The organism is Trinickia symbiotica (genome assembly GCF_002934455.1).
In the GTDB taxonomy this organism is placed as follows: Bacteria; Pseudomonadota; Gammaproteobacteria; order Burkholderiales; family Burkholderiaceae; genus Trinickia; species Trinickia symbiotica.
The window spans coordinates 34,354-59,990 of record NZ_PTIR01000013.1 but is presented as its reverse complement, the minus strand read 5'-3'; the positions used below and the strand labels follow the sequence as shown (position 1 = coordinate 59,990).

Below are 25,637 nucleotides of genomic sequence, written 5' to 3'. Positions count from 1 at the left end.
GGGCGTGAGCGCACGTTGCGTCTGACCGGCTCGGTCACAACTGCACGACTTGCTTGATCGCATCGGCGAATGCCTCCGGCGCTTCCTGCGGAAGGTTGTGGCCGATGCCGCCGCCGATGGTCCGATGCACGTACTTGCCGGTGAATTTCTTTGCATACGCCGCGGGCTCAGGGTGCGGCGCGCCATTGGCATCGCCTTCGAGCGTGATGGTCGGCACCGAGATGGTCGGGCCGGTAGCCAGGCGTTTTTCGATGCTGTCGTATTGCGCTTCGCCCTGTGCAAGCCCGAGCCGCCAGCGATAGTTGTGAATGACGACGGCTACGTGGTCCGGGTTCTGAAACGATGCGGCCGACCGCTCGTAAGTCGCGTCGTCGAAGTCCCACTTCGGCGAGGCGAGTTGCCAGATCAGCTTGTTGAAGGCGTCGCGGTTCGCCTCGTAGCCGAGCGCGCCGCGCTCCGTCGCGAAGTAGTACTGATACCACCATTGCAGTTCGGCCTTCGGCGGCAGCGGCTTCTCGTTCGCGGCCTGACTTCCGATCAGGTAACCGCTCACGGATACCAGCGCTTTGACGCGCTCGGGCCATAGTGCCGCAATGGTATCGGCCGTGCGCGCGCCCCAGTCGTAGCCGCCGAACACCGCCTGATCGATTTTCAGCGCGTCCATCAACGCGACGATGTCGACAGCCGTAACAGCTTGCTGACCGTTGCGAGGCGTATCGGCCGAGAGAAAGCGCGTCGACCCGTAGCCGCGCAGATACGGCACGATCACGCGATAGCCGGTCGACGCCAAAAGCGGGGCGACTTCCGCGTAGCTGTAGATGTCGTAAGGCCAACCGTGCAGCAGTATCACCACCGGCCCGTTCTTCGGTCCGGCTTCGGCATAACCCACGTTGAGGACGCCTGCATTGATTTGTTGAATTTCACCGAACGACGCGTTGCCGCTCGTGCGTTTTTTCGCGGAAGCGGTGTGCGACGACTTGGCGTTCGCAAGACTGCTCAGGCTTAGGTCCAACAGGCTGACGCTGGCGAGCGTCGTACCGAGTATTCTGCGGCGGCGGATATTGACGGGATCTGACATGGCGAATGCTCCGGTTGGGTTGTTCGGAAGATCGATGCGGCCGACCACGGACCACAAACATCACCTGCTTTTTCGATCGATTGCGCTCTCCTCGATGGCGGACGGAGCGCATCACCCGCTTTATATCCGGTCCGTTCAGACGTTTTGTATTTCAATGTATCGGCCAGGAGTTGCTACACACATCGATTCAAAATCGATACAAACAAGTTGAATTGCGTCATGGCGAATGTATATTGGTGCGCTGACTGAGCGCTTGACGACGACTCCAGAGAGTCGGTCTCTGAATGATGGAATCATAGGAGAACGAAGTGATCCGCACCGGAGCGCCCGAGGATGCCTTCTCCATCTCGCGCCTATACAACCACTACGTTTTGAATACGACCGTCACCTTCGAGACGGACGAGGTCTCTTCCGGCGAGATGGCTTCACGCATCCACGAGGTAACCGCGGCCGGCCTGCCCTGGGTGATCGCTGAGCTCGATGGTCGTCTTGTCGGCTATGCGTATGCCAGCAAATGGAAGGGACGCTGTGCGTACCGCTATTCGGTCGAGAGCACGGTCTATGTCGATGCCGAGCACACTGGGAAAGGCATCGGTACGGAGCTCTATGGCGCACTGCTTGCCCGATTGCGGTCGGGCAAGACGCATGTGGTCATCGGCGGCATTGCCCTGCCGAATGAAGGCAGTGTGGCACTGCATGAGCACTTTGGCTTCCGGAAGGTCGCGCACTTCAACGAAGTCGGCTTCAAGTTCGAGCGTTGGATCGACGTGGGCTATTGGCAGACTACGCTATAGCCTCATCGCGGCCGGCACCTGCATGCGCTTGCCGCGCCGTGGCGAGGGGGCCGCGATGCTCTCGTTCAGTTCGGCCGAACGATGATCGTCAGCGGCCACGCGTAAGTGCCGTCCTTTAGTTTTTTCGCCAGGTTGAAGCGGTAGGTCAGCGACAAATTGGTGGTCGATCCCGTGAACGGCATGGCGACCGTGCCGCCGGTAGCGGGCAGGGTTACGCTCGGTCTCGCATGAGACGCCGAAGAGCGCTTGTCATGCGCCCGGGCTCCCGATTGGCACGCCGATTCAGGTCGCGCTTGCGCCAAATCGGCAGGGACAGGAAAGACGCAAGTGCCTCACAAATGAGACGTAGCGCGAACGCATGTTCGCCGGCCTGCAAAGTCGAGGCGTGGCGAGTATCCTGATTCGCCTCATTCACGACGGAGGCGAAGATGCAAAAGCGCAAACTGGGCCGATCGGCGCTCGATGTGTCGCCGATCTGTTTCGGCGGAAACGTGTTCGGCTGGACGGCGGACGAGGCGACGTCGTTTTCGCTGTTGGACGAGCTCGTCGATGCCGGCATCGACTTTATCGATACGGCCGACGTCTACTCGCGCTGGGCGCCGGGCAATCGGGGCGGCGAGTCGGAGACGATCATCGGCAAGTGGCTCAAGCGAAGCGGCAAACGGAACCGGATCGTACTGGCGACGAAAGTCGGCATGCTCGAGGCACGGCCGGGTTTGTCGCAGGCGAATATTCTGCAGGCAGCGGACGAATCGCTGCGCCGTTTGCAGACCGATTACATCGACGTTTATTTTTCTCACCGCGATCTTGCGGACACCCCGCTCGAGGAAACGCTCGGCGCGTATCAGAAGCTGATCGACGCGGGGAAGGTCCGGGTAATCGGCGCGTCGAACTACACCGGCGCGCGGCTCGACGAGGCCGCGGCGATCAGTGCGCGCAACGGCCTGCCCGCCTATCAGGTCGTACAGCCCGAATACAACCTTTACGACCGGCAGGAATACGAGCGCGATATCGAGCCTGCCGCTGCGCGGAACCAGCTTGCCGTGGTGACGTACTACTCGCTCGCGAGCGGCTTCTTGAGCGGCAAGTATCGGGGCCGCGACGATTTGAAAAAGAGTGCGCGCGGCGGGAATGTCGAGAAGTATTTCACCGCGCGCGGGCAAAGGATTCTTGACGCCCTCGACGAGGTCAGCGCGCGCCACAACACGACACAGGCGAGCGTGGCGCTGGCTTGGCTGATCGCCCGGCCGAGCGTGACAGCGCCGATCGCGAGCGCGACGTCGCGCGAGCAGGTGCGCGCGTTGGTGGCCGCCGCGGATCTTAGGCTGCACAAAGAGGATGTCGAGCTGCTCGATCGGGCTAGCGAGTACGCAGAGCAGCACTAACTACGTTTCAATGCGACTATGCGGCGCGGGGTTCGTTCGCGCCGCATCGGTCGGCCTTTGGGCCCGTTGATGGGGTCCATTGATCGTTTCCCGGAACTCTTCCATCACTCGGATACGGCGGAAATCGTTACCAGCGCGGCCGCGCGCGGTGACCTTTCTCACGCTCCAACCTTCTCTTCGTCCGAGAATTTTCCCTTCCTAGCGATTTCCTTGCGGTGGTTGTTTACATTGCGGCCTTCGTTTGGCGAGCGCACATGCGCCGCCGATCGTCGGCAATGCATCGGCAAGTCCGTGCTCGAGCAGACGCAAGAGCGCACATGTACGCGCATCACGCTTGCCGATTTTGCGATTTCGAGTCAGTGCCAGGTACTGACTTGTTTTGTGGACGGGGTACGAGGGATCCCGAATAACTAGCTGGGAGAAACGATGAAACACAAATCCATGGATCTGCCGTGCAGTCGAGCGGCATTGGCTGTCTCTGCCGTCGCGGTATTGGCAGCGATGGGGTTAAGTGCTTGTGGCGGCGGCAGCGGCGGACCCGGTTCGGCGGCTAGCCAAAAGGAAACGGCCGCCGGTTCTGCTCCGAACGGAATCAAAGTGGAAGGGAAATCGCAATCAGTGCAAGCTGTTGACGGGAAGGTAGAGCTAGTCTTGCCTCAAGTGCCTTCTTCCGAATACGGCGTGCTCAGGGGTAACTTCCACAGTGCTGCAATCGACGCCGCCGTGCTTCAGGAAGCGGCACCGGGCGCATATAGGGCATTTGGGGATCGCGCCTCGCTGTCGTCGGGAACGATCACCGATTTGTCGGGCAATGGCGAGTACGCGATCGGCCGCTGGACGCAGGGCGCCGATTCGAACGGTGCAACGTACAACGCAAATCAAGGTCGTGCATGGGCGGTAGGGAAGGCACTTGCTCTGACTATCGATGAAGGCTCCGAGTACCACTGCAAGTTCCAGGCGGCTACGCGGCCTGTGGCAATCAATGGTAATACTCCGCCCGGCAAAGTGAACGCGGGCGCAGCGAAGGTGTATGTAAAGCGCCAAGTATTGAAATCGGGCGACGTATCGCGCAGGGCTGTCTTCGATCTGTCGCTGGAGTACTCGATTGGAAACGACGCCGCGCAAACCAAGGCAGCGAGAGCCATCTCGATCGGGTACGTGAGCGATCCGACGGATCAGCATACGTTCACGTCTAAACTCGTCGGCAGCGACAAAGCAAAGCCTAATCTCACCGTCGCCTACACGATGCAGGCACCCACCGCCGGTACGGTCCATGGCGTCGCGGTGATGGCGTGCGAGTACCATCCGCCGGCAACGAACGAGCAGCCTCCCGCGACGGATAGTCAATCCGGGCCCCTGAGTCAGTCGGACGCAGCCGGCGATTCGCCGGCTACGATCGATACTCCATCGCAGCAGCACGAGGCGCCATCCGTCGATCAATCACAGCAGGCGGGGCAGACGGACACGGCCGACGGCTCGCGTGCTACGACTGATACCTCGTCGGTACCCGCTGATGTTCCGTCCGGTTCTCCATCGGAGCAAGCAGCGCAGTTGGACGCGGCAGGCGGTACCTCGGCGGTGACTGAAACCCCGTCGTCGCAGCATGACGGCCCATCCGCCAGAACGCCCGCCACGGCTCCGGAGAGCGTCGTCGCCAGTATCGACTGGTCAGAAGGGGAAGTGCTCCCGACGGATTAGGCCGCATTGATGATCGACGGCCGGTTCCCGGTTCGGCTACCGGTCTTCCAGACGGGTAGCCGGCTCGACAGAGTTCGGCCCGATCGCTTGCTCGAGGGCTCGCGATCGGCGAAGCGCGGGGCCAAGTGAATGTAGCGGCCCACTACGGAGCGGGAATATCGAGATCCAGCAGGGCGGAGCTGACGGACTTGCCATGCGCGTCGAGCGCGAGCGAACGCGTCACGCCTCCGCCCAGCGCCTCACGTAAAACGAAGTTGAGTGCGCCGATCAAAGGCAGTTCGTAGCGGACGACATCGCCGCGCACCAGATCGGCTAAATGCGCTTTCACGCGCTCGGGCGTGACATGCGCGAGCACATGCGCGTAGGCATGCGGATCCCGACAAATGACCGATACGTTGAGCGTATTGCCTTTGTCGCCGGTCCTCGAATGGGCCAGGTCTCGCAGCTTCAATCAAACCTCCACGATTTCGAATGATGGCTGGACCAGTTCGCGCGGAACCAACACCGACTGCACGGCAATCACCTCGCGCGCGCTCTTCGTCGCACCGCCGCCGCCGGCCGGTCCGTTCGTATAGAGCGTTTCGACCTCGTTGCCAATCCGCGTCGCCTGTTCGAGCGTCGGCGCGCGCCCAGCCACGCGGGCACGAACTTCATACGGTGCGGGGTGACTCATGCTCAACGAGGGCCCATAGAGCGCGTCGACCCCAATGAGATCGAAGCGCAACTCGCCAACATCGACGCCCGCGAGCGCCAGCCGCTCGCGGACGATGTCGAGCGCCAACCGTCCTCGATCGACGGCACCCGGGCCGCCATATGAAATCTGCCCCTCGCCGATGAACCCATCGGCAAACGCCACGCTTGCCTTCAACGTAGACGGCCGCGGCGTTCCCGTTCCTCCTGTCACACGCACGTGATCAGGGCTTTGCTCTTCAATGCGTACACCGGTGAAATCGGCAACGACATCAGGCTGTAGATAGCGCTTGGGATCGTGTATCTCGTAGAGCAATTGCTCCTTGCAAGTCGCCGCCGTCACGCAGCCGCCCGCGGAAGGGATCTTCGTCAGGACGACGGTGCCGTCTTCCGTCACCTCGCCGATCGGAAACCCGAGCCTCGCCAAGGCGGGAACGTCCTTGATGCCGGGATCGGCGAAGTAGCCGCCCGTGACCTGTCCCGCGCACTCGAGCAAATGCCCGACGACGGTCGCTTGCCCGAGCCGCCGCCAATCGTCGAAGGCCCACCCGAACTCGTAAGCGAGCGGTGCCACGAAGAGCGACGGATCGGACACGCGACCCGTCAGCACGATATCGGCTCCCGCCGAGAGCGCCGCAACGATCGGTTCGGCACCGAGATAGGCATTCGCCGACACGATCCTTTCGCCGAGCGTGCTGACCGCTTGGCCGGTCTCCTCGAAACGATAGGCGCCTTGCTTCACGATATCGAGAACGTCGTCGCCTAAGACAGCGGCGATCTTCAAGCCCGACAACCCGAGCGATCGCGCGATTTCGGCAGTTGCGCGCGCAGCCGCATGCGGGTTGGCCGCGCCCATGTTCGACACGATGCGCACGCCATTGAGTACGGCGTGCGGCAGCACCGCACGCATACGGGCTTCGAGCAGCGGATCGTAGCCGCGCTGAGGGTTATGCCGCCGCGCTTGCTGCGCGAGGGCGATGGTTCGCTCGGCGAGGCACTCGAACACCAGGTAATCGAGGGCACCGCGTTCGGCGAGCTCGACCGCAGGCTCGATTCTGTCGCCCGAGTAACCGGCGCCTGCGCCGAGCCGCACGATGCGCTTGGATTGGGCTTGGGCTGCTGTCATCGTCGTCGATTGCGTCAAAGAGAAAAGATGCCGAGCGCGACGCAAGCGATCGTCATGACGATCGACGCGCCGAACAGCAGCGGAAACGTGAACTTCTGATGGTCGGCAAGATCGACGCGCGTCAGCCCGCAAACGAGAAACGTCGCGGGCGTGAGCGGACTGATCGGAAAGCCGGTCGTCATTTGGCCGAGCAGGGCCGCCTGCCCAATCTTGACGGCAGGCACGCCGAGCTGGGCGGCGACTTCGGCGACAACCGGCAGGACTCCGAAGTAAAACGAATCGGGATCGAACAGAAGGCTGAGCGGCATCGACAGGAGACCGAGCACGACCGGAATATGCGCGGCCATATCGGCGGGCACGAACCCGACGGCGACGCCCGCCATCGCCTTCAGCATGCCGCTGCCTTGCATGATTCCGGTGAATGCGCCGGCAGCGAGCAGGATGCCGGCCATCATCAGCGCGGCCCGCGCATGCGCGTCGATGCGCTGACGCTGCATCTCGACGTCGGGGTAGTTCACGAGCAGCGCAATGCAAAGGCCCACCATGAACATGATGGCCGGCGGCATCTTCTCTCCCATTGCGATCATCGAACCGAGCACGAAGACCGTCAACACGATGTTGAACCAGAAGTTGCGCGGCCGTCGCAGCGCCTTCTGTTCATCGGTGATCGCGAACTGGGGCAGGGGGACGCCACTGCCGGACCCGGCGTCGAGCCCGAGGCGCTTTTCTTCGCGTCGGCCGAGCCAATAAGCGGCGCCGAGTACGAATGCGAGCCCGACGATCTGCACGGGCACCAGCGGATTGAAGAGCGCCGCTACCGGCAAATGCAGCGACGCCGAGGCCCGGATCATCGGCCCCGTCCAGGGCAGAAAGTTCACGCCCGCAGCCATCGAGGCGGCCGCCGCCAGCACGCGTCGATCCATGCCGAGGCGGTCGTACAGCGGCAGCATCGCGGGAATCGTCACGAGAAAGCAGACGGCTCCCGAGCCGTCCAGATGAATCAGCAGCGCGAGCAGCGTGGTGCCCATGACGATGCGGGTCGGGCGCGTGCCGACTGTCCGCACGATGCGCTCGATGATCGGATCGAGCGTGCCGGCATCCGTGATCACGCCAAAGTAGAGAATCGCGAACACGAACATGCCGACGACCGGAGCGAGGCTCTTCAGCCCATCGAGCACGAACTTGCCCGTTTGCAAACCGAAACCGCCGATCAGCGAGGCGACGATTGGCACGATGATCAGCGCGACGAGCGGCGACATCCGTTTAGTGAGGATCGCCGCGAGCAGCACGGCAATAGTCAGGACTCCCAGCAACGCCAGCATGCGAATGTCTCCGATCTTGTCTTTTGGTGGCGATAAGCGTAGTTTTTCGCCGTTGATAAAACAATTGAAACGATTTGATCGAAGCGATTACAAACAGTGATGGATCTCAACTTACGCGACATCCGCGCCTTTATTGCCGTCGCGCAGACGGGTAGCTTCACGCGCGCGGCCACGAGGCTGCACCTGTCGCAGCCCGCGCTAACGGTGCAAATCCGTCGGCTCGAAGAGATCGTCGGCACGCGACTCTTCGACCGCAACAGCCGCAGTGTGGCGTTGACTGAGGTCGGGCGTGAACTGTTGCCGCTCATGCAGAAATCGCTGCATGACATGGAGCGCGTCCTGCACGATGCTCGAGCGCTCAGCGATTGCGCGCGCGGGCGAGTACGTGTGGCCGCTTTGCCGTCATTTGCATCGAGCGTGCTGCCCGACTGCATTCGCTCGCTATCGCAGGCCATGCCGAGTATTTCGTTCGAAATTCGCGATGTGGTGGCGAGCGTCGTCAATCAGCTCGTTCGCAACGAGGAGGCGGATCTCGGCGTGACGGGCGGTGAGATCGCGGATCCTTCGATCGAGGTGATCCATGCCGCCAACGATCGTCTTTGCGTGGTATGCCCGAGCAACCATCCGCTGGCAACGAAGCGCAAAATCGGCGTCGACGACATCGTCGCCCACCCGCTCGTCCTGACGGCGACGGGAACGAGCGTGCGAGCCGTCGTCGACGCGGCGCTCGCGGAGGCCGGCCGTGCGCCGGTGATCAATTGCGAGCCGACGTACATGATGACCGCCGTCGCCATGGTACGTGCGCGGCTTGGCGTCACGATCCTGCCCGCGTCGGCGCGCGAGATTCGCGCCGAACGCAGTTTGGTCGCGCGCCCGATCGACGACGAGCGCTTCTTGCGCCCGATCATGCTCGTCAAGAAGCGCGGCCGCGGATTGCCGCGCGCAGCCGAGGCATTCGCCGAAATCGTGGTCGACGCGCTCAAGCAGGGGAGCTGAGCGGAAAGGTCAGCCTGACCGGCGTGCCGCTGCGTTATTTGGCGGGTCAGCGGCAGCGCGTTCGGGCCGATGATCGTGCCGATCGCATGCTTGGCAGTCCTTACGATAGGCACGACTGTCGCGCGATTGAGGAGCGAGCGCCGGCTCGTTGCCGCCGAGGCATGAGGCAGCCGGTCGGCGGCGCGCCTCGTCTTACGCGGCGGCCGCGTCGCTTGCCTGCGACGCCTGCCGCGCTTCGCGCTCGGCGTTCCACATCTCGAGCAACGCGCGCGTCTGGGCACGTACGACCGTCTTGACGAACTCGAGCTTCTCCTCATCCATTTCCGGCCAGCCGAGGGCCGCCAGCATCGCGCGCGGCGCGTGATGGAAAATGGTCAACTGTCCCATCAGGCTCAGCGTACGGATCTGTGTCACGGGATCATCGAACGCGGTGCCGCCGATTCTGGCGACGAGCGAGGCGCAAACGCGGTTCAGCGGCATGCGCAACTTCTCTTGCAGGACTTGTGACGCGATCGGCGGCTCTTGCCCCGCCTGCTCCCGCACCATAAAAAGACGCAGCCCCGGCACGTGGGGCCCGTAAAAGATTTTGCTGGCCATCGCTTCGTGGATCGAGACGAATGCGTCGATGAGCGCGGCCGGCCCCGCTGACCCGGCGAGCACGTCGGTCGCCTGCTGCACGACCGGCTCGAAGCGCTCCCACACGGTCTCGACGATGTGCTCGGCGCAGGCGCGGTAGACCCCTTCTTTGTTTTCAAAGTAGTACTGCAGCGCTGGCGCGTTGACGCCCGCGCGCGCCGCGATGTCGCGCGTCGAGGCCGCAGCGAAGCCACGCTCCCCGAAAAGCTCGATTGCCGCGTGGATGATGCGGTGCCGCGTTTCATCGCCGCGCGCATAACCCCCTTCCGGCGGACGGCGAAGCCGCTTCACATCGCTCATGACTTCTCACTCCTTTCCCGTATCGCGGTGAAAATATATCACTTGACACATTTTTTCCAACTGGAATAATTGCCTGCGCTTCCTCAGGAGAATCCCTCATGTCCGAAACCGTCGATGCCCCAAGGCGCGCCGGCCCGGCCCGCAATGCCGTCGCCGAAGGCAAACCGGCCGAGGATACCTCGCGTGGCGCCGCTCCGGCGCGTCCAAAGAGGCGCGGTTTGCTCATCCTACTCGCCGTTGCGCTCGGCCTTGGCGCGGCGGTCTGGCTCGTCCACTGGTGGACGGTCGGTCGTTTTATCGAAAGCACGGACGACGCCTATCTTCAGGCCGACGGCGTCACGATCGCACCGAAAGTGAGCGGGTACGTCACCGAGGTACTGGTCGCGGACAATCAGACGGTCGAGGCCGGCGCACCGCTCGCGCGGCTAGACGCGCGACAGTATCAGGCATCGGTCGATCAGGCCCAGGCTACCGTCGACGCACGCGCGGCCGATCTCGAGCGCGCCCAGGCGGATCTGTTGCAAGAGCGCGCCAAGGTGGCGCAGGCGCAAGCGGACGAGCAAGTGGCGCGCGTCGCGCTTGCGCACGCCGAAGACAACGTCCGCCGCTATGCGCCGCTCACGGCAACGGGAGCCGAGACGGCGGAGCGCCTGGCCGATATGGTCAGCACGCGCGACCAGGCGCGCGCGACGTTGGCGTCGAACGCCGCGGCGGTCCACTCGGCCGAGACGCAAATCGCGGCCACGACGGCGCAGATTGCCCAGGCGCGCGCGCAGCTCGAAGCGGCGCAGGCCAACCTGAAGCAGGTGCGGCTCGATCTGCGCGACACGACGCTCCACAGCCCGATCAAAGGCCGGGTCGGCGACCGCACGGTGCGCGTGGGCCAGTACGTGCAGCCGGGCACGCGTCTTCTGACGATCGTCCCGGTCCAGAACGTCTACCTCGAAGCAAACTTCAAGGAGACGCAGGTAGGACGCATGCGCGTCGGCCAGCCGGCGACGCTTCACGTCGACGCGCTGCACGGCGTCGACCTCCATGGTGTCGTCGAGAGCTTCGCGCCCGGCACCGGCGCGCAGTTCGCGCTGCTTCCGCCCGAGAATGCGACGGGCAACTTCACGAAGATCGTGCAGCGAGTGCCCGTGCGCATCCGTATCGATACGGGGCCCGAGACGCGTCGCGTCTTGCTGCCGGGCCTTTCGGTGACCGTCGATGTCGATACGCGCTCGGCGCGCGAAGACGACAAGCGGATCGCCGGCGAGAATCGACATGGCTGACGCGTCGCCGATCTCGTCCTCGCGCGCTCCCGCGCAAGCTGAGCGCGCGAGCCCCGTCGACTGGATCGCGGTTGCCGCGGGCGCGCTCGGCGCCTTGATGGCGACGCTCGACATTTCGATCACGAACTCCGCGTTGCCGCAGATTCAGGGCGCCGTCGGCGCGACGGGCACCGAGGGGACCTGGATCTCCACGGGCTACCTGATGTCCGAGATCGTCATGATCCCGCTCGCCGCCTGGCTCACGCGCGTGTTCGGGCTGCGCAATTTCCTGCTCGTCAACGCGGCGCTCTTCACGATCTTTTCGATGATGTGTGGGCTCTCGAGCTCGCTCGAGTGGATGATCGTCGGGCGCATCGGGCAGGGTTTCACGGGCGGCGCGATGATACCGACGGCGCAAACGATCGTTCGCACCCGGCTGCCGCGCTCGCAGATGTCGATCGGCATGACGATTTTCGGCCTGATCGTGCTGCTCGGGCCGCTGCTCGGCCCCGTCGTCGGCGGATGGCTCGCCGAGAACATTTCATGGCGATGGTGCTTCTTCATTAATCTGCCCGTTTGCGTCGCGCTTGTTACGTTGCTGATCGTGGGGCTTCCCGCCGACCGGCCGCATTGGCATCAGTTCGTCAATGCCGATTGGATCGGCATAGTGGGCCTGTCGATCGGTCTTTCCTCGCTGACTGTCGTGCTCGAAGAAGGGCAGCGGCATCAGTGGTTCGAGTCGCAGCAGATCGTGTTTTGCTCCTGCTTGAGCGCGCTGGGATTCATACTCATCGGTATCTCGCAGTTCGTCGCCAAGAAGCCGATCATGCGGCTCGCATTGATGAGCAATGCCCGCTACGCGAGCGTCATCGTCATCGTGACCGCCGTCGGTGCCGGGCTCTATGGCGTCTCCTACCTCGTGCCGCAGTTCCTCGGCATCATCTCGGGCTACAACGCCGAGCAGTCGGGCGCGATCATGCTCCTTTCGGGGCTACCTTCGTTCCTGATGATGCCGCTGTTGCCGCGCCTGCTCTCGACCGTCGATTTCCGGATTCTCGTGGTGACGGGGCTCCTCTGTTTTGCCGGCAGTTGCCTGCTCGATACGACCCTCACCGCGCAAAGTGCCGGCGGCGACTTCGTCTGGTCGCAGCTTTTGCGCGGCGCGGGGCAGATGCTCGCGATGATGCCGCTCAACCAGGCGTCGATGGCCGCCGTCTCGCGCGAAGACTCGGGCGATGCGGCAGGGCTTTACAACATGGCGCGCAATCTCGGTGGCTCGATCGGTCTTGCGATCATCGGTGTCATCATCGACCGGCGCACGACCTTCCATACCGAGGCCATCCGTGAGTCGCTGACGGCCAACTCGGTCATCGGCCAAGAGCGCATTGCGGCCAACGCCGCCAATTGGTTCGTGCAGACGGGCGACATGGCCTACGCGAAGATGCGCGCGCTCGGTCAGCTTGCGGTGCAGATTCAGGTGCAGGCGTCGGTCATGACGTACGCGGAAACGTTCTATGCGCTCGCTATCGCGCTCCTGGTCTGCATTCCGCTTGCACTATTGCTGAGGACTCCTGTGCAATCGCAATCGACTGGCGCGTCGCAGGCTTCGGGCCACTAACGATCAGTACGACCAACAATGTCATGACGACGCAGATCCGCCGTTCTTTGCCCCTCGCTTCGTTGCCGACTGTTCTGCGCTCGAGCGGCCTCACAGTGACAGTCGCGGTCGCGCTCGCCGCATGCACCGTCGGCCCGGACTACCGCGGTGCGCCGCCGGTGGCCAACGATGCTGTCCACGCACCGGCATTCGTTCGCACGCCATCGGCCGGCATCTCGAGCGGTCCTGCTCCGAACGATTGGTGGCACGCGCTTGGCGATGCGGAGCTCGATGCGCTGATCGATGCGGCGCTCGCGCACAATCCTGATGTCCACGCGGCCGAGGCGCGTCTTCGCGAAGCCCGTGCGCAGCTGAACCTGCAGCATGCCGATCAACTGCCGAAGGTCAGCGCCGATGCCGCCGCGCTGCGCATGCGTCAGCCCGATCTCGGCAACCTGTTTTCGTCGGGCGGCAACGGCTCGCAACAAGGCTCGTCGAGCGGCGGCGGCCCGGTGCAGTTCTATGCGGCGACGCTCCAGGCCTCCTGGGAGATCGACCTCTTCGGCGGTACGCGGCGTGCCGTCGAGGCCGCCTCGGCTCAGGCCGAGGCCGTCGACGCCGATCTCGCCGACACGCAAGTCGCGCTCGCGGCCGAAGTGGCGCAGGCCTACTTCGATCTGCGCGACGAGCAGCAACGCCTCGCATTGGCGCGCGATATGACGGAACTGCAGCAGCGCATGCTGACGCTGACCGAGCAGCGCCGTGCGGGCGGCACGGCGGCCGACGTCGACGTCGAGCGGCTCACGAGCCAGGTCGAAACCACGCGCGCGACCATTGCCCCGCTGGATGAGCAGATTGCCGAATCGCTCGACCGACTCTCCGTGTTGACGGGACGCGCGCCCGGCGCGCTCGATGCCGAGCTCGCATCGGCACGGCCGCTGCCGTCATTGCCGGCGGCCGTGCCCGTGGGCGATCCGGCCCTGCTGATGCGGCAGCGCCCCGACGTGCGCGCCGCGGAGCGGCGATTGGCGGCGAGCAATGCGCAAATCGGCGAGCATATTGCCGACTATTTTCCGAAGCTGACGCTTTATGGAGACCTCGGCTTCACGGCCGCCAATCCGGGGCACCTCTTTCACAAGAACAACTTCTCGTGGTTCGGCGCGCCATTCCTGCAATGGAACGCGTTCGATTTCGGCCGCACGGCGGCCAACGTCCGAAGCGCCGAAGCGTCGCGCGACGAGGCGAGCGCGAAGTACGAGAAGACGGTGCTCGCGGCCCTGCAAGACGCCAATGCGGCCCTTTCGCGCTACGGCCATCAGCGCGAGCACCTCGTGCGGCTGGACGCGGTGCAGCGTTCGGCCGATCGCGCCTCGGTCCTCATGCAGCAGCGCTACCGGGCGGGCGTATCGACGCTCATCGATCTGCTCGATACCCAGCGCACGCAGTTCTCGGCACAACAGGACGTCGTGGCGGGCCAGGCCGAGCTGCTCAAGGATTACGCGCTCGTTCAGAAGAGCCTCGGCCTGGGTTGGCGTGGGCGACCGGACTGACGCCGGTTTGGCCGCCTCCTCAATGTTTCCGGTGCTTGGCCGTTAATACGTCCGGGAGGGTAGCATCGACGCCTGAATGCTCGCTGACTCGCGGGATCTGGTCTACTCTCGTCAGATCCTACAAACCCGTCGGGGAACTCTGTGCTTACGTCCGGAAGGGGCGATGCGGGCTGGACGACCAGTCTTGTGCGGCGCATCTATCAGCTACGCGTGCTCGGCTACACGATGGGTGCGGCGCCGGTGCTATTGCTGCTGCGTGCGCAGCGGGCGCCAGCGTGGCTCTTCGGCATCGTGCTCTTCGTCTGCTGCGTCTGGCCACACATCGCCTACCAGCGCGTGCGCTGGAAAGGCGACGCGCCAAAGCGCGAGCAGTGGAATCTGATTTTCGACTGCGCGTTCGGCGGATGGCTCGTCGCGGCGGTCCATTTCGAGCCGCTCGCGACTGTCGTCATCCTCTTGATGTTCGCCCTCGACAGCATGGCGGTCGGCGGCTGGCCCATCTTTCTCGGCGGGATGGCGGCGAGCGTCGTGGGCGTCCTGTCAGGAATAATCGGCCTCGGCACTCGAATAGATCCGCTCTCGGCGCGGATGGCGCCCGCATGGCTTCCCGTCATCTTTGTCTACCCGCTCGTGTACGCCAAGGTGACGCACGACGTCTCGGTCAAGCTGCTCGACCGCTCGCGCCGGCTGCGCGAGCTCAGCGAGCGCGACACACTGACCGGACTGGCGAATCGCGTCACGGTCGGCACGAGGTTGCAGGCGCTGCTTGCCGATCCGGATTGGGCCGACGGGCGGATCCTCGTGCTCTTCATCGATCTCGACGGCTTCAAGACGGTCAACGATGTGCTCGGACACGGCATCGGGGATCAAGTGCTCGTGGAGGTGGCGCGGCGTCTTTCGGGCTGCGCGCGTGGCGGCGACCTGGTCGCCCGCTACGGCGGCGACGAGTTTCTCATCGTGACGACGGGCGCGGACGGGGCGCATCGACGCGAACTGCCCGACGTCGTCCTCGCGGCGATGGCGCAGCCGATTCATGCCGGCGGACATGAGCTGCACATCGGCGCGAGCATCGGCATCAGTGTGTTTCCGGTCCACGGCAGCGACGCCGAAGCGCTCATTCGTTCGGCCGACATGGCGATGTACGTCGCCAAAAGCCGCGGCCGCAATTGCTGCGCCTACTACCGCGCGGAAATGAGTGAGGCGGCCGACGCGAGGCTCAAGCTGTCGAGTCGGCTCAGAAAGGCGATCGAGTCGGGCACGCTGCGTCTGCACTACCAGCCCCAGGTCGATATGCGTGACGGAAAGCTCGTCGGCGTCGAGGCGCTCGTGCGTTGGCGCGATGAGCTATACGGCGACGTCGAGCCCGCGCTGTTCGTTCCGGTCGCGGAGGGCTCCGGGCTGGTATCGGACCTCGGGGAATGGGTGCTGCGCGAGGCATGCCGTCAGTCGGCCCTTTGGCGCAGTGCCGGCGTGCGGCCGAAGCGCCTGTCGATCAATCTCTCGGCGCTGCAGTTGCAGCGCGGGAACGTCGTCGAGGCGTTCCAAGCGATCGTACGGGAAACAGGCGTCGACCCCGCCACGATCGAGCTCGAGGTCACCGAGACGGCACTCATGAAGCAGCCCGAGTTGGCGGTGCGCCGGCTTTACGACTTTCGCCGCGCCGGCGTCACCGTCGCAATCGACGATTTCGGCATCGGTTACTCGAGCCTCAACCAGTTGCGCACGCTGCCCGTGGATCGCATCAAGATCGACCGGGCCTTCGTGGAGGGCATAGGGCAGGGGGGGCGCGAGACCGGCGCCATCGCGACCGCGATCGTGAAGCTCGCGAAGGCGCTGGGCCTCGGCGTGATCGCCGAGGGTGTCGAGACGTCCGCGCAGCAGGATTTCCTGCTGGCGCTCGGCTGCTTCGAAGCACAGGGCTTTCTCTACAGCAAGGCACTCGATGCCGAAAGCATCACGCGACTCATGCGCGAGGGCGGCCCGCTGCCGAACCCGCCGCTCGCGACGCAAGGCAGCGCCTTGATCGTTTGAGCCCGCGAACGGTTTGCGGTTTCTCTTGCGAGGCCGCGGGATGCGACAATGCGACATGCATCCCTCTCAAAACTCGATCGGCTGGATGGAAGGCGGCGTTTCGCATAACGCGCTTTGGCGCTCGGAAGCCGGTGTACCCGTGCCGAAGCGCGTGGCTGTCGTCGACGACCGCATCACGGCCGACGCGGCCTACGCTCAAGCCTGTGAAGGCGTGGCGCTCCTTTGGCGCGGCGACTTTCAGAACGCGCGCCAACTGCTGCAGGCGATGGCGCGCCGTATCGACCGCAAGCCGCGCAAGACCGCCGACGCGCCGCTCGATGCGTTCAACCTGCACCGGCAGGCTCAGGCGCAGCGCGCACGTACGCTCGGCATGCTGTTGATACCGCTCGACGCCGATTACGCGATTCCGTTGCGACGTGCCCCCGACGTACGCGCCGCCTGTCTCGAAGCGTACGGGGAGGCCCATGCGCCTTCGATCGTATCGCTGAGAGAGTTGCAGGGCTTGATCGGCGCGCACGAATGGCGCAAGAAAGGGGTGGCGATTGCGGCGTTAGGTGGGGCGCACGTTCATCCGCACTATGGTGTTTTCTCGCCGGTGCGCGGCGAGTACGTCGAACTCGTCGCGCGTGCGCCGCTGCCTACGACCGCGCTCGCATTCGATATCGGCACCGGGACGGGCGTGCTCGCGGCCGTGCTCGCGAAGCGCGGCGTCGCGCGCATCGTCGCGACCGACAACGACGAGCGCGCGCTCGACTGCGCACGCGAGAACACGGCGCGCCTCGGCTATGCCGATCGTATCCAGATCGTGAAGACGGACCTGTTTCCGCCGGGTCGCGCACCGCTCGTCGTCTGCAATCCGCCGTGGCTGCCCGCGCGCCCGAGCTCACCGATCGAGCGCGCCGTCTACGATCCCGGAAGCCAGATGCTGCGCGGGTTTCTCGGCGGACTCGCGGCGCATCTCGAGCCCAGCGGCGAAGGGTGGCTGATCCTGTCGGATTTTGCAGAGCACTTGGGGCTGCGCCCACGGGATGCGCTGATGGCGATGTTCGACGAGGCGGGATTGGAAGTCGTCGGGCGCGAGGACATACGACCCCAGCATCCGAAGGCCTCGGATGCAAGCGATCCGCTCTATCGCGCGAGGGTGGCCGAGGTGACGTCGCTCTGGCGTCTCGCCGTTCGCCCGGCTCCTCGATGAACGCGCGTGGCGAACGCATCGCCACCCGCGCTTAAGCGAGGAGACCGTCAGCCCGGATACGCCTCGTCGACCTTCAGCCCGGCGAGCTTGAAGATGACGCGAAGCGTCTGCGGGCGAATGTCGCGCCGCGATGCGAGCGTCGTGAGAATGAAGTCGATCACTTTCGCGTACTTGAGCAGCGTGAGCAGTGTCTCCAGCCCGGCGTCGGTCGTGTCGCGCATCGATTCCGCGAGGCGCAGCATTTCCACCGAAATGTCGCGCGCCATCTCGAGCTCCAACTGCTGTTTTTCCGACCAGCCGGTTGGCGCCGCGAGGAGCGTGGCGAGCATCGCCTGAAACTTTTGCTCAGCGTCTCCGTTAGGTATCGTAGCCATCCCTGTCGTCCCTTCCTCAACTTGGGTCCTGCACCAGATGCCGCCGACTGCTCTGGAACCGCATGCACGGACGTTACGTCGGCCGGTTACTCTGTGGTTACGGCTGTCACGTAACACGATGCGCGCATTTAGCGCGCCTCGACCGGTCCCCTGTACGACGTTCGCGGCATGCATGCGGGCAACGCATCGCTCATTAGCGCTTTCCAGGCCGATGGCGCCGGGCGCGCCGGGTGATCCGCCCCGGCTGTGCCGGCGTTGCCGCTTCTTGCCCTGACGGCGCAACGGGGGCCGGCGGTGCATAATCCGTTCCATCGGTGCGCGTGGGCGGACGGCAACGCCCCGCGCCGTTTTCGGTAAACTGACGCGATCATTCCCGCTGTTCTGTAGGCTGTCGCACGTTTGAGGCGACTTGGCCGCAGGTTCTGCCCTCGATGTCCGCAAAAACCTACGAAATCCGTCCAAATCAGTCCGTCGAGCTGCTGAAGGAGCTGCATATCCTCACGCGCGACGGCAAGATGAACCAGGATAGCCGCCGCAAGCTCAAGCAGGTCTATCATTTTTATCAGTTCATCGAGCCGCTGCTCGAAGAAGTGCACCGGGAAAAGGGGTGCGTCTCGCTCGTCGACCACGGCGCGGGCAAGTCGTATCTCGGTTTCATTCTTTACGACCTGTTCTTCAAGGCGCTGCCGCCCGGCGACGGCTCGCGGATCTACGGCATCGAAACGCGGGCGGAGCTCGTCGACAAATCCACGGCGCTGGCAGCGCGGCTCGGCTTCGAGCGGATGTCGTTTTTGAACCTGTCGGTGGCCGCATCGATCGAGTCGGACCGGCTGCCGCCTGTCGTCGATATCGTGACGGCGCTCCATGCCTGCGATACCGCCACGGACGACGCGATTCGCTTCGCATTGCACAAGCACGCGAGCCGCATCGTGGTCGTGCCGTGCTGCCAGGCGGAAGTGGCCGGCGTGCTGCGCCGCAATAAGGGGAAATCGCTCGGCAACGCGCTCACCGAGATCTGGCGCCACCCGCTCCATACGCGCGAGTTCGGCAGCCAGGTGACGAACGTGCTCCGCTGCCTGCAACTCGAAGCGCACGGGTATCAGGTCAGCGTGACGGAGCTCGTCGGATGGGAGCACTCGATGAAAAACGAGCTCATCATCGCGCAGTATAAGAATCTGCCGCGTCGGCGGGCGGCCGAGCGGCTCGTGCAAGTGCTCGATACCCTCGGTCTCGACGAACTGCGCGAGCGGTTTTTCGCGCCGGCGACAGACGAGCAATCGCACGCTGGCGGCGCAGTGGAAGCCTCGAGCGAGAGCGCCGGGTAGCACCGGCGTTCAATCGTTGTCTTCGTGGTTGTCGCGGGTTTCACTCATCAACTTCCGCCAGCCATCGTGGCCCAGGCGGCGCAGCGTTTCCATATTGCGTTCGTAGATCCCGGCGGCGTCAGGGTACGCGTCGACCGCGCGCGCGATGCTCGATTCTCGCAGCAGATGCAGGATCGGGTAGGGCGCCCGGTTCGTGTAGTTCTCGATATCGTCGGGGTCGCTGCCCTCGAACTGGTAATGCGGATGGAAGCTCGCGACCTGAAGTACGCCATCCAAACGCATCTGGGGCACGAGCCGTTCCGCGAAGAACAGGCAATCGTTGAATTCGACGAAGTCGGCCAGCGCGTGCGGAAAGATCACGAGCGTCGTATCGATCCGTTGCGGATCTGCCGCCTTGAGCCCTTTGAGTTCGGCTTCGAGATCGGTCAACACCCCTTCGAGATCGTGCGCTTCGCTGACCGCATAGCGGATCTGGTCTTTGACGTGGACGGCCTTGGCGAACGGACACAAATTGAGTCCGATCACGGCGCGCGTCAGCCAGTGCTGCGTGGCGGCGATGACGGCGGCGGTGGCGTTTGCCGCATCGGCGGCTACTGGATTCGGCGGCATCGGGGCACGATTACGTCGGTGAACGGGAGCAGGCGGCGGCGACGAGTTGCGCCGCCACGCGCGGCGCCGCCTTGATCGGGTCGCATCCGGGGCCGTAGGTTTGGCTCGCGGCGTAGACGCCCTCGATCAGCAGTGCGAGCGCGCTCGCCAACGCTTCGGGATCGTCCGCTCCGGCGCTCGCAGCGAGCGCCGTCAACCGCTCCATCAATTCAGTCTTGTTGCGCAGCACGCATTGCCGCGCCGGGTGGCTGGCATCGGGAAACTCGGCGGAGACGTTGACGAACGGGCAGCCGCGGTACCCTTCGACCGAAGCACGCTCCGTCAGGTCCTCGAAATACTGGGCAATCTGCCGGACAGGATCGCCGGGGTGCTTGTCGAGGCTGCGTTGTAAGCGCTGGAAGAAGCGCTCACTCGATCGCTCGAGATAGGCGACGACAAGTTCGTCTTTCGACGAAAACTGCCGATAAAGGCTCATTTTGTTCACGCCCGCGCGTTCGACGACGGCATCGACGCCGACGGCCCGCACTCCCTCACGGTAGAACAGCTCTGCCGCGGCGTGAAGCAGCAATTGCTGCGCGGCAGGCCCCGCCGTGTGAGGACGCGCTTGCACACGGTCGGATTTTGGGCCTGCGGGCTTCTCTACTGCGGTTCGGGTCATGTTCACTCAACATCAGATTTGTCTCGCTTGACATGTTACTGACCGGTCACTAGGATGGCAACTCACGTTTGTGACCAAGTTGTCACAACCGGGAACGGGACAAAACGAACGAGCACCAGATGAGCTCAGCGCCACCGTGGCGCCGAACGCGATAAGGAATACGAATGAACTGGCTGGCGAAGCGGATCGCAACGCGGTTTCACTATGGATGGCTCGTGGCGGCCGTCGTCTTCCTCGTACTGCTGGCGGCCGCGGGCACGCGCGCAACGCCGAGCGTTCTCATGCTGCCGCTCGAGCACGACCTCGGCTGGAGCCGCGCCACGATCTCGCTCGCGATATCGGTGAACATCGCGCTCTATGGTCTGACGGGGCCGTTCGCGGCGGCGGCCATGCAGCGCTTCGGCGTGCGGCCGACGCTCTACGCGGCGCTCGGCACGATGGCGGCCGGCGTGGCGCTCTCGTCGATGATGACGGCGCCTTGGCAAATGGTCCTCGTGTGGGGAGTGATGGTCGGCAGTGCGACAGGCGTCGCGGCGCTGACGCTCTCGGCAACCGTCGTCAATCGTTGGTTCGTCGAGCGGCGCGGGCTCGTAATGGGCATTCTGACCGCGAGCTCGGCCACGGGCCAGCTCGTCTTTCTGCCGATGCTCGCCACGGTGGCCGAGCATCACGGATGGCGCCCTGTCGTGCTCATCGTCGCCGTTGTCGCCGCTATCGTGCTGCCGCTCGTCGCGCTGTTCTTGCCCGAGCGTCCGGCCGACGTCGCGCTGCGCCCGTATGGCGAAGCGCCCGATGCGCCGCCGGCCGCGGCAGCCACGAAGCAAAACCCGCTGGCGCTCGCTTTCGGCACGCTCTTGTCGGCAAGCAAAAACCGCGATTTCTGGCTGCTTTTCTTCAGCTTTTTTGTCTGCGGCGCGAGCACCAACGGCTATATCGGCACTCACCTCATCGCGATGTGCGGCGACTATGGGATGACCGAAGTACAGGGGGCTTCCCTGCTCGCGGCGATGGGCGTCTTCGACCTCTTCGGAACGACGCTCTCGGGTTGGCTCTCGGATCGTTTCAACAGCCGCGTGCTGCTTTTCTGATATTACGGGCTGCGCGGGCTGTCGCTGGTCTATCTGCCCCACGCATTCGGCATCGATTTCTTCGGCCTGCCGCTGTTCGCGATGTTCTACGGACTCGATTGGATCGCTACGGTGCCGCCGACGGTGCGCCTCACCACCGACGTCTTCGGCAAGGAGGCGGCGCCCGTCGTGTTCGGCTGGATCGTCGCCGGCCATCAGCTCGGCGCGGCCTTCGCGGCATTCGGCGCCGGCTTGCTGCGAGCCGATCTCGGCACTTACACCTTGGCGTCGACGATCTCGGGGGGTCTGTGCCTTGTCGCGGCGCTCGTCGTGCTTCGAATTCATCGGCGCGGCACCGTGCGCACGGTGGGCGCCTTGGTCGAGCGCGCGTGACGCCCGAGGTGCAACCGGAAGGCCCGGGCGCAAGCTCAGTCTGACCGGGCCTCAGTCGTCGCGCAGCGCTGAAAGCGGCAGAGCGACGTGCTCGAGCGGCTTGCGTTCGGCGTCGACGCCCCATATGGCAGCAATGAGTGCGGCGAGGAGCATCAGGGCCGAGCCGACGAGGTAGCCCTCGAATACGGCGGAGCGTTCGTGCGTGTCGATGAGACTACCGAAGAGCGCCGGTCCGGCGATCCCGCCGAGCGCCGTGCCCAACGCATAGAAGACCGCGATGGCGAGGGCGCGGATTTCGAGCGGAAACGATTCGCTCACCGTGAGATAGGCCGAGCTCGCGGCCGCCGACGCAAAGAAAAAGATGATCATCCAGGCGATAGTCTGCTCGACCACCGTCATCCATTGCCGTTCGAAAAGATATCCGCTTGCCGTGAGGAGCACGCCTGAAATCGCGTAGGTGAAGGCGATCATCTTGCGGCGGCCGACGACGTCGAATGCGCGGCCGAGCACGAGCGGTCCCATAAAATTGCCGAGCGCGAACGGCAACAGATACCACCCCACGTGCGCGCCGGGTACGTGATAGAAGTCGGTGAGCACCAGCGCATAGGTGAAGAAAATGGCGTTGTAGAAGAACGCCTGCGCGGTCATGAGCGAAAGTCCGACGAGCGAGCGCCGTCGGTGCAGGACGAAAAGCGCGGCGAAGACTTCGCGAAGCGGCGTGTGATCGCGTTCGGCGAGCCGCAGGGTGTGGATCTCGCCCCCGAGCGGCGCCCCCGCGCGCTGTTCGAAGCGCGCCTCGATCGCCTCGACGATCTCGCGGGCCGGACGCGGCCGATTGTGCGTCAGCAGCCACCGGGGGCTCTCCGGTATCCACATGCGCATCAGCACGATGACGAGGGCGAGCGTTGCGCCGATGAGAAAACACGCGCGCCAGCCGTAGTCGCCGGGCACGAGCGCGGGATCGAGCAGCACGATGGAGCTGCCGGCGCCAAGCGCGGCGCCGACCCAGAACGTGCCATTGATCCCGAGATCGGTCCATCCACGCACGCGCGCGGGGGTGAACTCCTGAATCGTGGAGTTGATGGCGGCATACTCGCCGCCGATGCCCGCGCCGGTCAGGAAGCGGAACAGAACGAAGCTCGCGAGGTTCCACGAGAGCCCCGTCGCGGCGGTTGCGGCGAGATAGAGCGCAAGCGTGACGAAGAAGAGCTTGCGCCGTCCGAGCCGATCCGTGAGCCAGCCGAAGACGAGCGCCCCGAGCACCGCACCGGCGATGTAGGCGCTGCTCGCGAAGCCGACGTCCGCGTTCGAGAAGCGAAGCACAGGGCTCGCTTTCAGCGCGCTCGCCACGGCCCCGGCGAGCGTCACCTCGAGCCCGTCGAGGAGCCAGGTCACGCCGAGCGCGACGACGATCAGTGTATGGAAACGCCCCCAGGGCAAGCGATCGAGCCGCGATGGCAGATCGGTCTCGATCACACCAGCCGGACGAGCGGCAACAGGAGTATCGGTGGGCCGGTTCACGCGGGGGCGGTCTCCTGATGAATGTGGGCGGCGGATCGGGCATGCGCGCGACAATGCGTGTCGCGCCGTGGGAAGCGAGCAACGGGGAGCAATACCCGTTCCCGACCGACCAAGTTCGCCAACGTTCGTTCGCGCGGGTTGCGCGGCCCCGGCCGTTCGTGGTAAAACCGCGCTCCGCGATCGGCTCTGGCCCGCGCACCGGAATGCAAGCGATGGAATCCCAAGCGATGACTTACTGCGCGATCGACTTCGGCACGTCGAATTCGGCGCTCGCGCTGCCCGCCGGCGATGCCGTGCGGCTCGCGCCCGTCGAGGGCGATCATACGACGCTGCCGACGGCCATCTTCTTCAATACGGACGAGGAGGCGATCGTGTACGGCCGCGCGGCCGTGGCCGCGTACATCGACGGATTCGACGGCCGGCTCATGCGCTCGCTCAAAAGCATCCTCGGTTCCGCGCTGGCCGAGGGCGTCACCGAGCTCGGCGACGGCTCCGCCGTCAAGTACACCGATGTCATTTCGACGTTCCTCGTCTATCTGAAGAAGCGGGGAGAAGCGTGCGCGCACGCGCCGATCGAACGGGCCGTGCTCGGCCGACCGGTGTTTTTCGTCGACGACGATCCGCGCGCCGACCTGCTGGCCGCCCGGCAGCTCGAAGCGGCGGCGCACGCGGCTGGCTTGCGCGAGATTCACTTCCAGTATGAGCCGATCGCGGCCGCGTTCGACTACGAGTCGCGCCTCGATCGCGAGGCACTCGTACTCGTGGCCGACATCGGCGGCGGTACGTCGGATTTCTCGCTCGTGCGGGTGGGCCCCGAGCGGATGCGCCGCCTCGAGCGCAAAGACGATGTGCTCGCCCATCACGGTGTCCACGTGGCGGGCACCGACTTCGATCGCCGCGTCGAGCTGGCGACGATCCTTCCAGAGCTCGGCTACAAGGCGATCGATCCCGAGGGGCGCGAGGTCCCCAACCGAATCTACTTCGACCTTTCGACCTGGCATCTCGTCAATACCGTCTACACCGGCAAGCGTGTCGGCGAGCTGCGCTTGATGCGGCACCTTTACCGCGACTCGCGGCACCACGATCGGCTCATGCGTGTCGTCGAGCAGCGGCTCGGCCATGCGTTGGTCGCGCGCGCCGAGGAGGCGAAAATCGGCGTGGCGGCCGGCGGGCAGACATCGATCGATCTGGACGATGTCGAGACCGACTTGCGGCTGGCCTTCGACGAAGCGCAGCTCGTCGAAGCGGGCGTCGACGAGCTGCATCGCATCGTGGACGCCGCCAGAGAAACGGTGCGGGCGGCCGGTATCGCGCCGCGCGACGTTGGCGCGCTTTATTTCACGGGCGGCTCGACAGGGCTTACATTTTTGACGCGCTCGCTCACCGAGGCGTTTCCGGCCGCGCAACCCGTCTTCGGCGACCGGCTCGCCAGCGTGGCGACGGGGCTCGGCATCCACGCCCGTCGAATCTTCCGCTAAGAATGAAAAAACCCCGCCTGAGCGGGGTTTTTTTCATCCGGTCGGACGGGGCTTAGACCGGCTTGATGTTCGCGGCCTGCTTGCCCTTCGGGCCCGTCTTCACTTCGAACTGCACCTTTTGGTTTTCTTGCAGCGTCTTGAAACCATCGATGCGGATTTCCGAGAAGTGCGCGAAGAGATCTTCGCCGCCGCTATCGGGAGTGATGAAGCCAAAGCCCTTCGCGTCATTGAACCACTTGACGGTACCGGTTTCCATATTACGTATTTCCTAAAAGAGACGATAAAAACTAGGCCGAAGCCCGGGGTGCACGAAAATCAAGGAAGGGTAATGGAACAACCGAAGGTACCTGAGGGGCGAACCACGAAAGACCAATTCACACTCGCCGCTTGAAATCCTGCCTGCTCGTTATACGGCGAAATCGCGCAAAGGTCAACCTGTATCCTCGAATTTGCAGGGACATTCGGTGCATTGGAACGGGCTTTGCTACGCAAGTCTTTCCCCACGCCTGCGAATTTTTGGGTGCCAGATCGAAACGCACACTTCTGGGGCGGCGCAACCGG

Annotated in this window: 21 protein-coding genes and 1 pseudogene; 12 read left to right on the top strand and 10 right to left on the bottom strand. The window is 64.4% G+C overall.

Features of this window, described 5'->3' with window-relative positions:
* Positions 1 to 34: 34 nt before the first annotated feature.
* Positions 35 to 1,078: an alpha/beta fold hydrolase gene (locus tag B0G57_RS18675; protein ID WP_026229612.1), complete on the bottom strand. Its 1,044-nt coding sequence runs from the start codon at positions 1,076 to 1,078 to the stop codon at positions 35 to 37.
* A gap of 308 nt (positions 1,079 to 1,386) precedes the next feature.
* On the opposite strand from B0G57_RS18675, the gene B0G57_RS18670 reads away from it, so the two are divergent.
* From B0G57_RS18670 to B0G57_RS18655, 3 genes are all read left to right on the top strand, one after another.
* Positions 1,387 to 1,872 (top strand): arsinothricin resistance N-acetyltransferase ArsN1 family B, encoded by a 486-nt coding sequence (locus tag B0G57_RS18670; RefSeq protein WP_102607200.1) that lies wholly within the window; start codon positions 1,387 to 1,389, stop codon positions 1,870 to 1,872.
* A gap of 428 nt (positions 1,873 to 2,300) precedes the next feature.
* Positions 2,301 to 3,257, top strand: coding sequence for an aldo/keto reductase (locus B0G57_RS18660; protein WP_018440368.1), 957 nt, complete (start codon positions 2,301 to 2,303; stop codon positions 3,255 to 3,257).
* A gap of 651 nt (positions 3,258 to 3,908) precedes the next feature.
* Positions 3,909 to 4,955 carry a hypothetical protein gene (locus B0G57_RS18655; protein ID WP_146013387.1) on the top strand — a complete coding sequence of 349 codons (1,047 nt, stop codon included), beginning with the start codon at positions 3,909 to 3,911 and terminating at the stop codon, positions 4,953 to 4,955.
* Between the two features lie 142 nt (positions 4,956 to 5,097).
* Here B0G57_RS18655 and B0G57_RS18650 read toward each other — a convergent pair whose 3' ends face one another.
* Genes B0G57_RS18650 through B0G57_RS18640 form a run of 3 tightly spaced genes read right to left on the bottom strand, consistent with a single transcriptional unit; the run spans position 5,098 to position 8,093 of the window.
* On the bottom strand, positions 5,098 to 5,406 hold the full coding sequence (locus B0G57_RS18650; protein ID WP_018440366.1) for an AtuA-related protein: 309 nt from the start codon (positions 5,404 to 5,406) through the stop codon (positions 5,098 to 5,100).
* Positions 5,407 to 6,771, bottom strand: coding sequence for an acyclic terpene utilization AtuA family protein (locus B0G57_RS18645; RefSeq protein ID WP_026229611.1), 1,365 nt, complete (start codon positions 6,769 to 6,771; stop codon positions 5,407 to 5,409).
* A 14-nt stretch (positions 6,772 to 6,785) separates the two neighbouring features.
* On the bottom strand, positions 6,786 to 8,093 hold the full coding sequence (locus tag B0G57_RS18640; protein ID WP_018440364.1) for a CitMHS family transporter: 1,308 nt from the start codon (positions 8,091 to 8,093) through the stop codon (positions 6,786 to 6,788).
* 99 nt (positions 8,094 to 8,192) lie between these two features.
* On the opposite strand from B0G57_RS18640, the gene B0G57_RS18635 reads away from it, so the two are divergent.
* On the top strand, positions 8,193 to 9,089 hold the full coding sequence (locus B0G57_RS18635) for a LysR family transcriptional regulator (protein WP_018440363.1): 897 nt from the start codon (positions 8,193 to 8,195) through the stop codon (positions 9,087 to 9,089).
* 192 nt (positions 9,090 to 9,281) lie between these two features.
* On the opposite strand, the gene B0G57_RS18630 is transcribed toward B0G57_RS18635, so the two are convergent.
* Complete coding sequence (locus B0G57_RS18630; protein WP_018440362.1) at positions 9,282 to 10,025, bottom strand: CerR family C-terminal domain-containing protein; 744 nt, start codon at positions 10,023 to 10,025, stop codon at positions 9,282 to 9,284.
* Between the two features lie 98 nt (positions 10,026 to 10,123).
* Here B0G57_RS18630 and B0G57_RS18625 point away from each other — a divergent pair, with 98 nt between their 5' ends.
* From B0G57_RS18625 to B0G57_RS18605, 5 genes are all read left to right on the top strand, one after another.
* Positions 10,124 to 11,299, top strand: a complete 1,176-nt coding sequence (locus B0G57_RS18625) for an HlyD family secretion protein (protein ID WP_018440361.1) — start codon at positions 10,124 to 10,126, stop codon at positions 11,297 to 11,299.
* Positions 11,292 to 12,896 carry a DHA2 family efflux MFS transporter permease subunit gene (locus tag B0G57_RS18620; protein WP_018440360.1) on the top strand — a complete coding sequence of 535 codons (1,605 nt, stop codon included), beginning with the start codon at positions 11,292 to 11,294 and terminating at the stop codon, positions 12,894 to 12,896. Before B0G57_RS18625 ends, B0G57_RS18620 begins: the two co-directional genes overlap by 8 nt.
* A 23-nt stretch (positions 12,897 to 12,919) precedes the next feature.
* Complete coding sequence (locus B0G57_RS18615) at positions 12,920 to 14,425, top strand: efflux transporter outer membrane subunit (protein ID WP_018440359.1); 1,506 nt, start codon at positions 12,920 to 12,922, stop codon at positions 14,423 to 14,425.
* Positions 14,426 to 14,566: 141 nt separating this feature from the next.
* Positions 14,567 to 16,456, top strand: a complete 1,890-nt coding sequence (locus B0G57_RS18610; protein ID WP_051090012.1) for an EAL domain-containing protein — start codon at positions 14,567 to 14,569, stop codon at positions 16,454 to 16,456.
* A gap of 55 nt (positions 16,457 to 16,511) precedes the next feature.
* The gene (locus B0G57_RS18605) at positions 16,512 to 17,651 is read left to right on the top strand and encodes a methyltransferase (protein ID WP_051090015.1); all 1,140 of its coding nucleotides are present in this window, start codon (positions 16,512 to 16,514) and stop codon (positions 17,649 to 17,651) included.
* 47 nt (positions 17,652 to 17,698) lie between these two features.
* On the opposite strand, the gene B0G57_RS18600 is transcribed toward B0G57_RS18605, so the two are convergent.
* Positions 17,699 to 18,025 (bottom strand): hypothetical protein, encoded by a 327-nt coding sequence (locus B0G57_RS18600; protein WP_018440357.1) that lies wholly within the window; start codon positions 18,023 to 18,025, stop codon positions 17,699 to 17,701.
* A gap of 431 nt (positions 18,026 to 18,456) precedes the next feature.
* On the opposite strand from B0G57_RS18600, the gene B0G57_RS18595 reads away from it, so the two are divergent.
* On the top strand, positions 18,457 to 19,350 hold the full coding sequence (locus B0G57_RS18595) for a class I SAM-dependent methyltransferase (protein WP_018440356.1): 894 nt from the start codon (positions 18,457 to 18,459) through the stop codon (positions 19,348 to 19,350).
* Positions 19,351 to 19,359: 9 nt separating this feature from the next.
* Here the strand turns inward: B0G57_RS18595 and B0G57_RS18590 are convergent, their stop codons facing one another.
* Together B0G57_RS18590 and B0G57_RS18585 are read right to left on the bottom strand one after the other, a co-directional pair.
* Complete coding sequence (locus B0G57_RS18590) at positions 19,360 to 19,959, bottom strand: DUF1415 domain-containing protein (protein WP_018440355.1); 600 nt, start codon at positions 19,957 to 19,959, stop codon at positions 19,360 to 19,362.
* A 10-nt stretch (positions 19,960 to 19,969) separates the two neighbouring features.
* On the bottom strand, positions 19,970 to 20,617 hold the full coding sequence (locus B0G57_RS18585; RefSeq protein ID WP_026229609.1) for a TetR/AcrR family transcriptional regulator: 648 nt from the start codon (positions 20,615 to 20,617) through the stop codon (positions 19,970 to 19,972).
* A 164-nt stretch (positions 20,618 to 20,781) separates the two neighbouring features.
* Between B0G57_RS18585 and B0G57_RS18580 the strand changes: the two are divergent.
* Positions 20,782 to 22,077 (top strand): annotated as a pseudogene (locus tag B0G57_RS18580) (MFS transporter).
* 51 nt (positions 22,078 to 22,128) lie between these two features.
* Here B0G57_RS18580 and B0G57_RS18575 read toward each other — a convergent pair.
* Positions 22,129 to 23,598, bottom strand: a complete 1,470-nt coding sequence (locus B0G57_RS18575; RefSeq protein ID WP_026229608.1) for an MFS transporter — start codon at positions 23,596 to 23,598, stop codon at positions 22,129 to 22,131.
* Between the two features lie 227 nt (positions 23,599 to 23,825).
* Here B0G57_RS18575 and B0G57_RS18570 point away from each other — a divergent pair, with 227 nt between their 5' ends.
* On the top strand, positions 23,826 to 25,076 hold the full coding sequence (locus B0G57_RS18570; RefSeq protein ID WP_026229607.1) for an Hsp70 family protein: 1,251 nt from the start codon (positions 23,826 to 23,828) through the stop codon (positions 25,074 to 25,076).
* Between the two features lie 52 nt (positions 25,077 to 25,128).
* Here B0G57_RS18570 and B0G57_RS18565 read toward each other — a convergent pair whose 3' ends face one another.
* Positions 25,129 to 25,332 carry a cold-shock protein gene (locus tag B0G57_RS18565; protein ID WP_018440349.1) on the bottom strand — a complete coding sequence of 68 codons (204 nt, stop codon included), beginning with the start codon at positions 25,330 to 25,332 and terminating at the stop codon, positions 25,129 to 25,131.
* Positions 25,333 to 25,637 lie beyond the last annotated feature (305 nt).

What these genes read in the sequence shown, in the direction of transcription:
- B0G57_RS18660 (WP_018440368.1), top strand. Translation starts at nt 2,301, where the DNA reads ATGCAAAAGCGCAAACTGGGCCGATCGGCGCTCGATGTGTCGCCGATC.
- B0G57_RS18590 (WP_018440355.1), bottom strand. Translation starts at nt 19,959, where the DNA reads ATGCCGCCGAATCCAGTAGCCGCCGATGCGGCAAACGCCACCGCCGCC.
- B0G57_RS18640 (WP_018440364.1), bottom strand. Translation starts at nt 8,093, where the DNA reads ATGCTGGCGTTGCTGGGAGTCCTGACTATTGCCGTGCTGCTCGCGGCG.
- B0G57_RS18595 (WP_018440356.1), top strand. Translation starts at nt 18,457, where the DNA reads ATGTCCGCAAAAACCTACGAAATCCGTCCAAATCAGTCCGTCGAGCTG.
- B0G57_RS18565 (WP_018440349.1), bottom strand. Translation starts at nt 25,332, where the DNA reads ATGGAAACCGGTACCGTCAAGTGGTTCAATGACGCGAAGGGCTTTGGC.
- B0G57_RS18585 (WP_026229609.1), bottom strand. Translation starts at nt 20,617, where the DNA reads ATGACCCGAACCGCAGTAGAGAAGCCCGCAGGCCCAAAATCCGACCGT.
- B0G57_RS18600 (WP_018440357.1), bottom strand. Translation starts at nt 18,025, where the DNA reads ATGGCTACGATACCTAACGGAGACGCTGAGCAAAAGTTTCAGGCGATG.
- B0G57_RS18675 (WP_026229612.1), bottom strand. Translation starts at nt 1,078, where the DNA reads ATGTCAGATCCCGTCAATATCCGCCGCCGCAGAATACTCGGTACGACG.
- B0G57_RS18570 (WP_026229607.1), top strand. Translation starts at nt 23,826, where the DNA reads ATGACTTACTGCGCGATCGACTTCGGCACGTCGAATTCGGCGCTCGCG.
- B0G57_RS18630 (WP_018440362.1), bottom strand. Translation starts at nt 10,025, where the DNA reads ATGAGCGATGTGAAGCGGCTTCGCCGTCCGCCGGAAGGGGGTTATGCG.
- B0G57_RS18625 (WP_018440361.1), top strand. Translation starts at nt 10,124, where the DNA reads ATGTCCGAAACCGTCGATGCCCCAAGGCGCGCCGGCCCGGCCCGCAAT.
- B0G57_RS18635 (WP_018440363.1), top strand. Translation starts at nt 8,193, where the DNA reads ATGGATCTCAACTTACGCGACATCCGCGCCTTTATTGCCGTCGCGCAG.
- B0G57_RS18645 (WP_026229611.1), bottom strand. Translation starts at nt 6,771, where the DNA reads ATGACAGCAGCCCAAGCCCAATCCAAGCGCATCGTGCGGCTCGGCGCA.
- B0G57_RS18615 (WP_018440359.1), top strand. Translation starts at nt 12,920, where the DNA reads ATGACGACGCAGATCCGCCGTTCTTTGCCCCTCGCTTCGTTGCCGACT.
- B0G57_RS18620 (WP_018440360.1), top strand. Translation starts at nt 11,292, where the DNA reads ATGGCTGACGCGTCGCCGATCTCGTCCTCGCGCGCTCCCGCGCAAGCT.
- B0G57_RS18605 (WP_051090015.1), top strand. Translation starts at nt 16,512, where the DNA reads ATGCATCCCTCTCAAAACTCGATCGGCTGGATGGAAGGCGGCGTTTCG.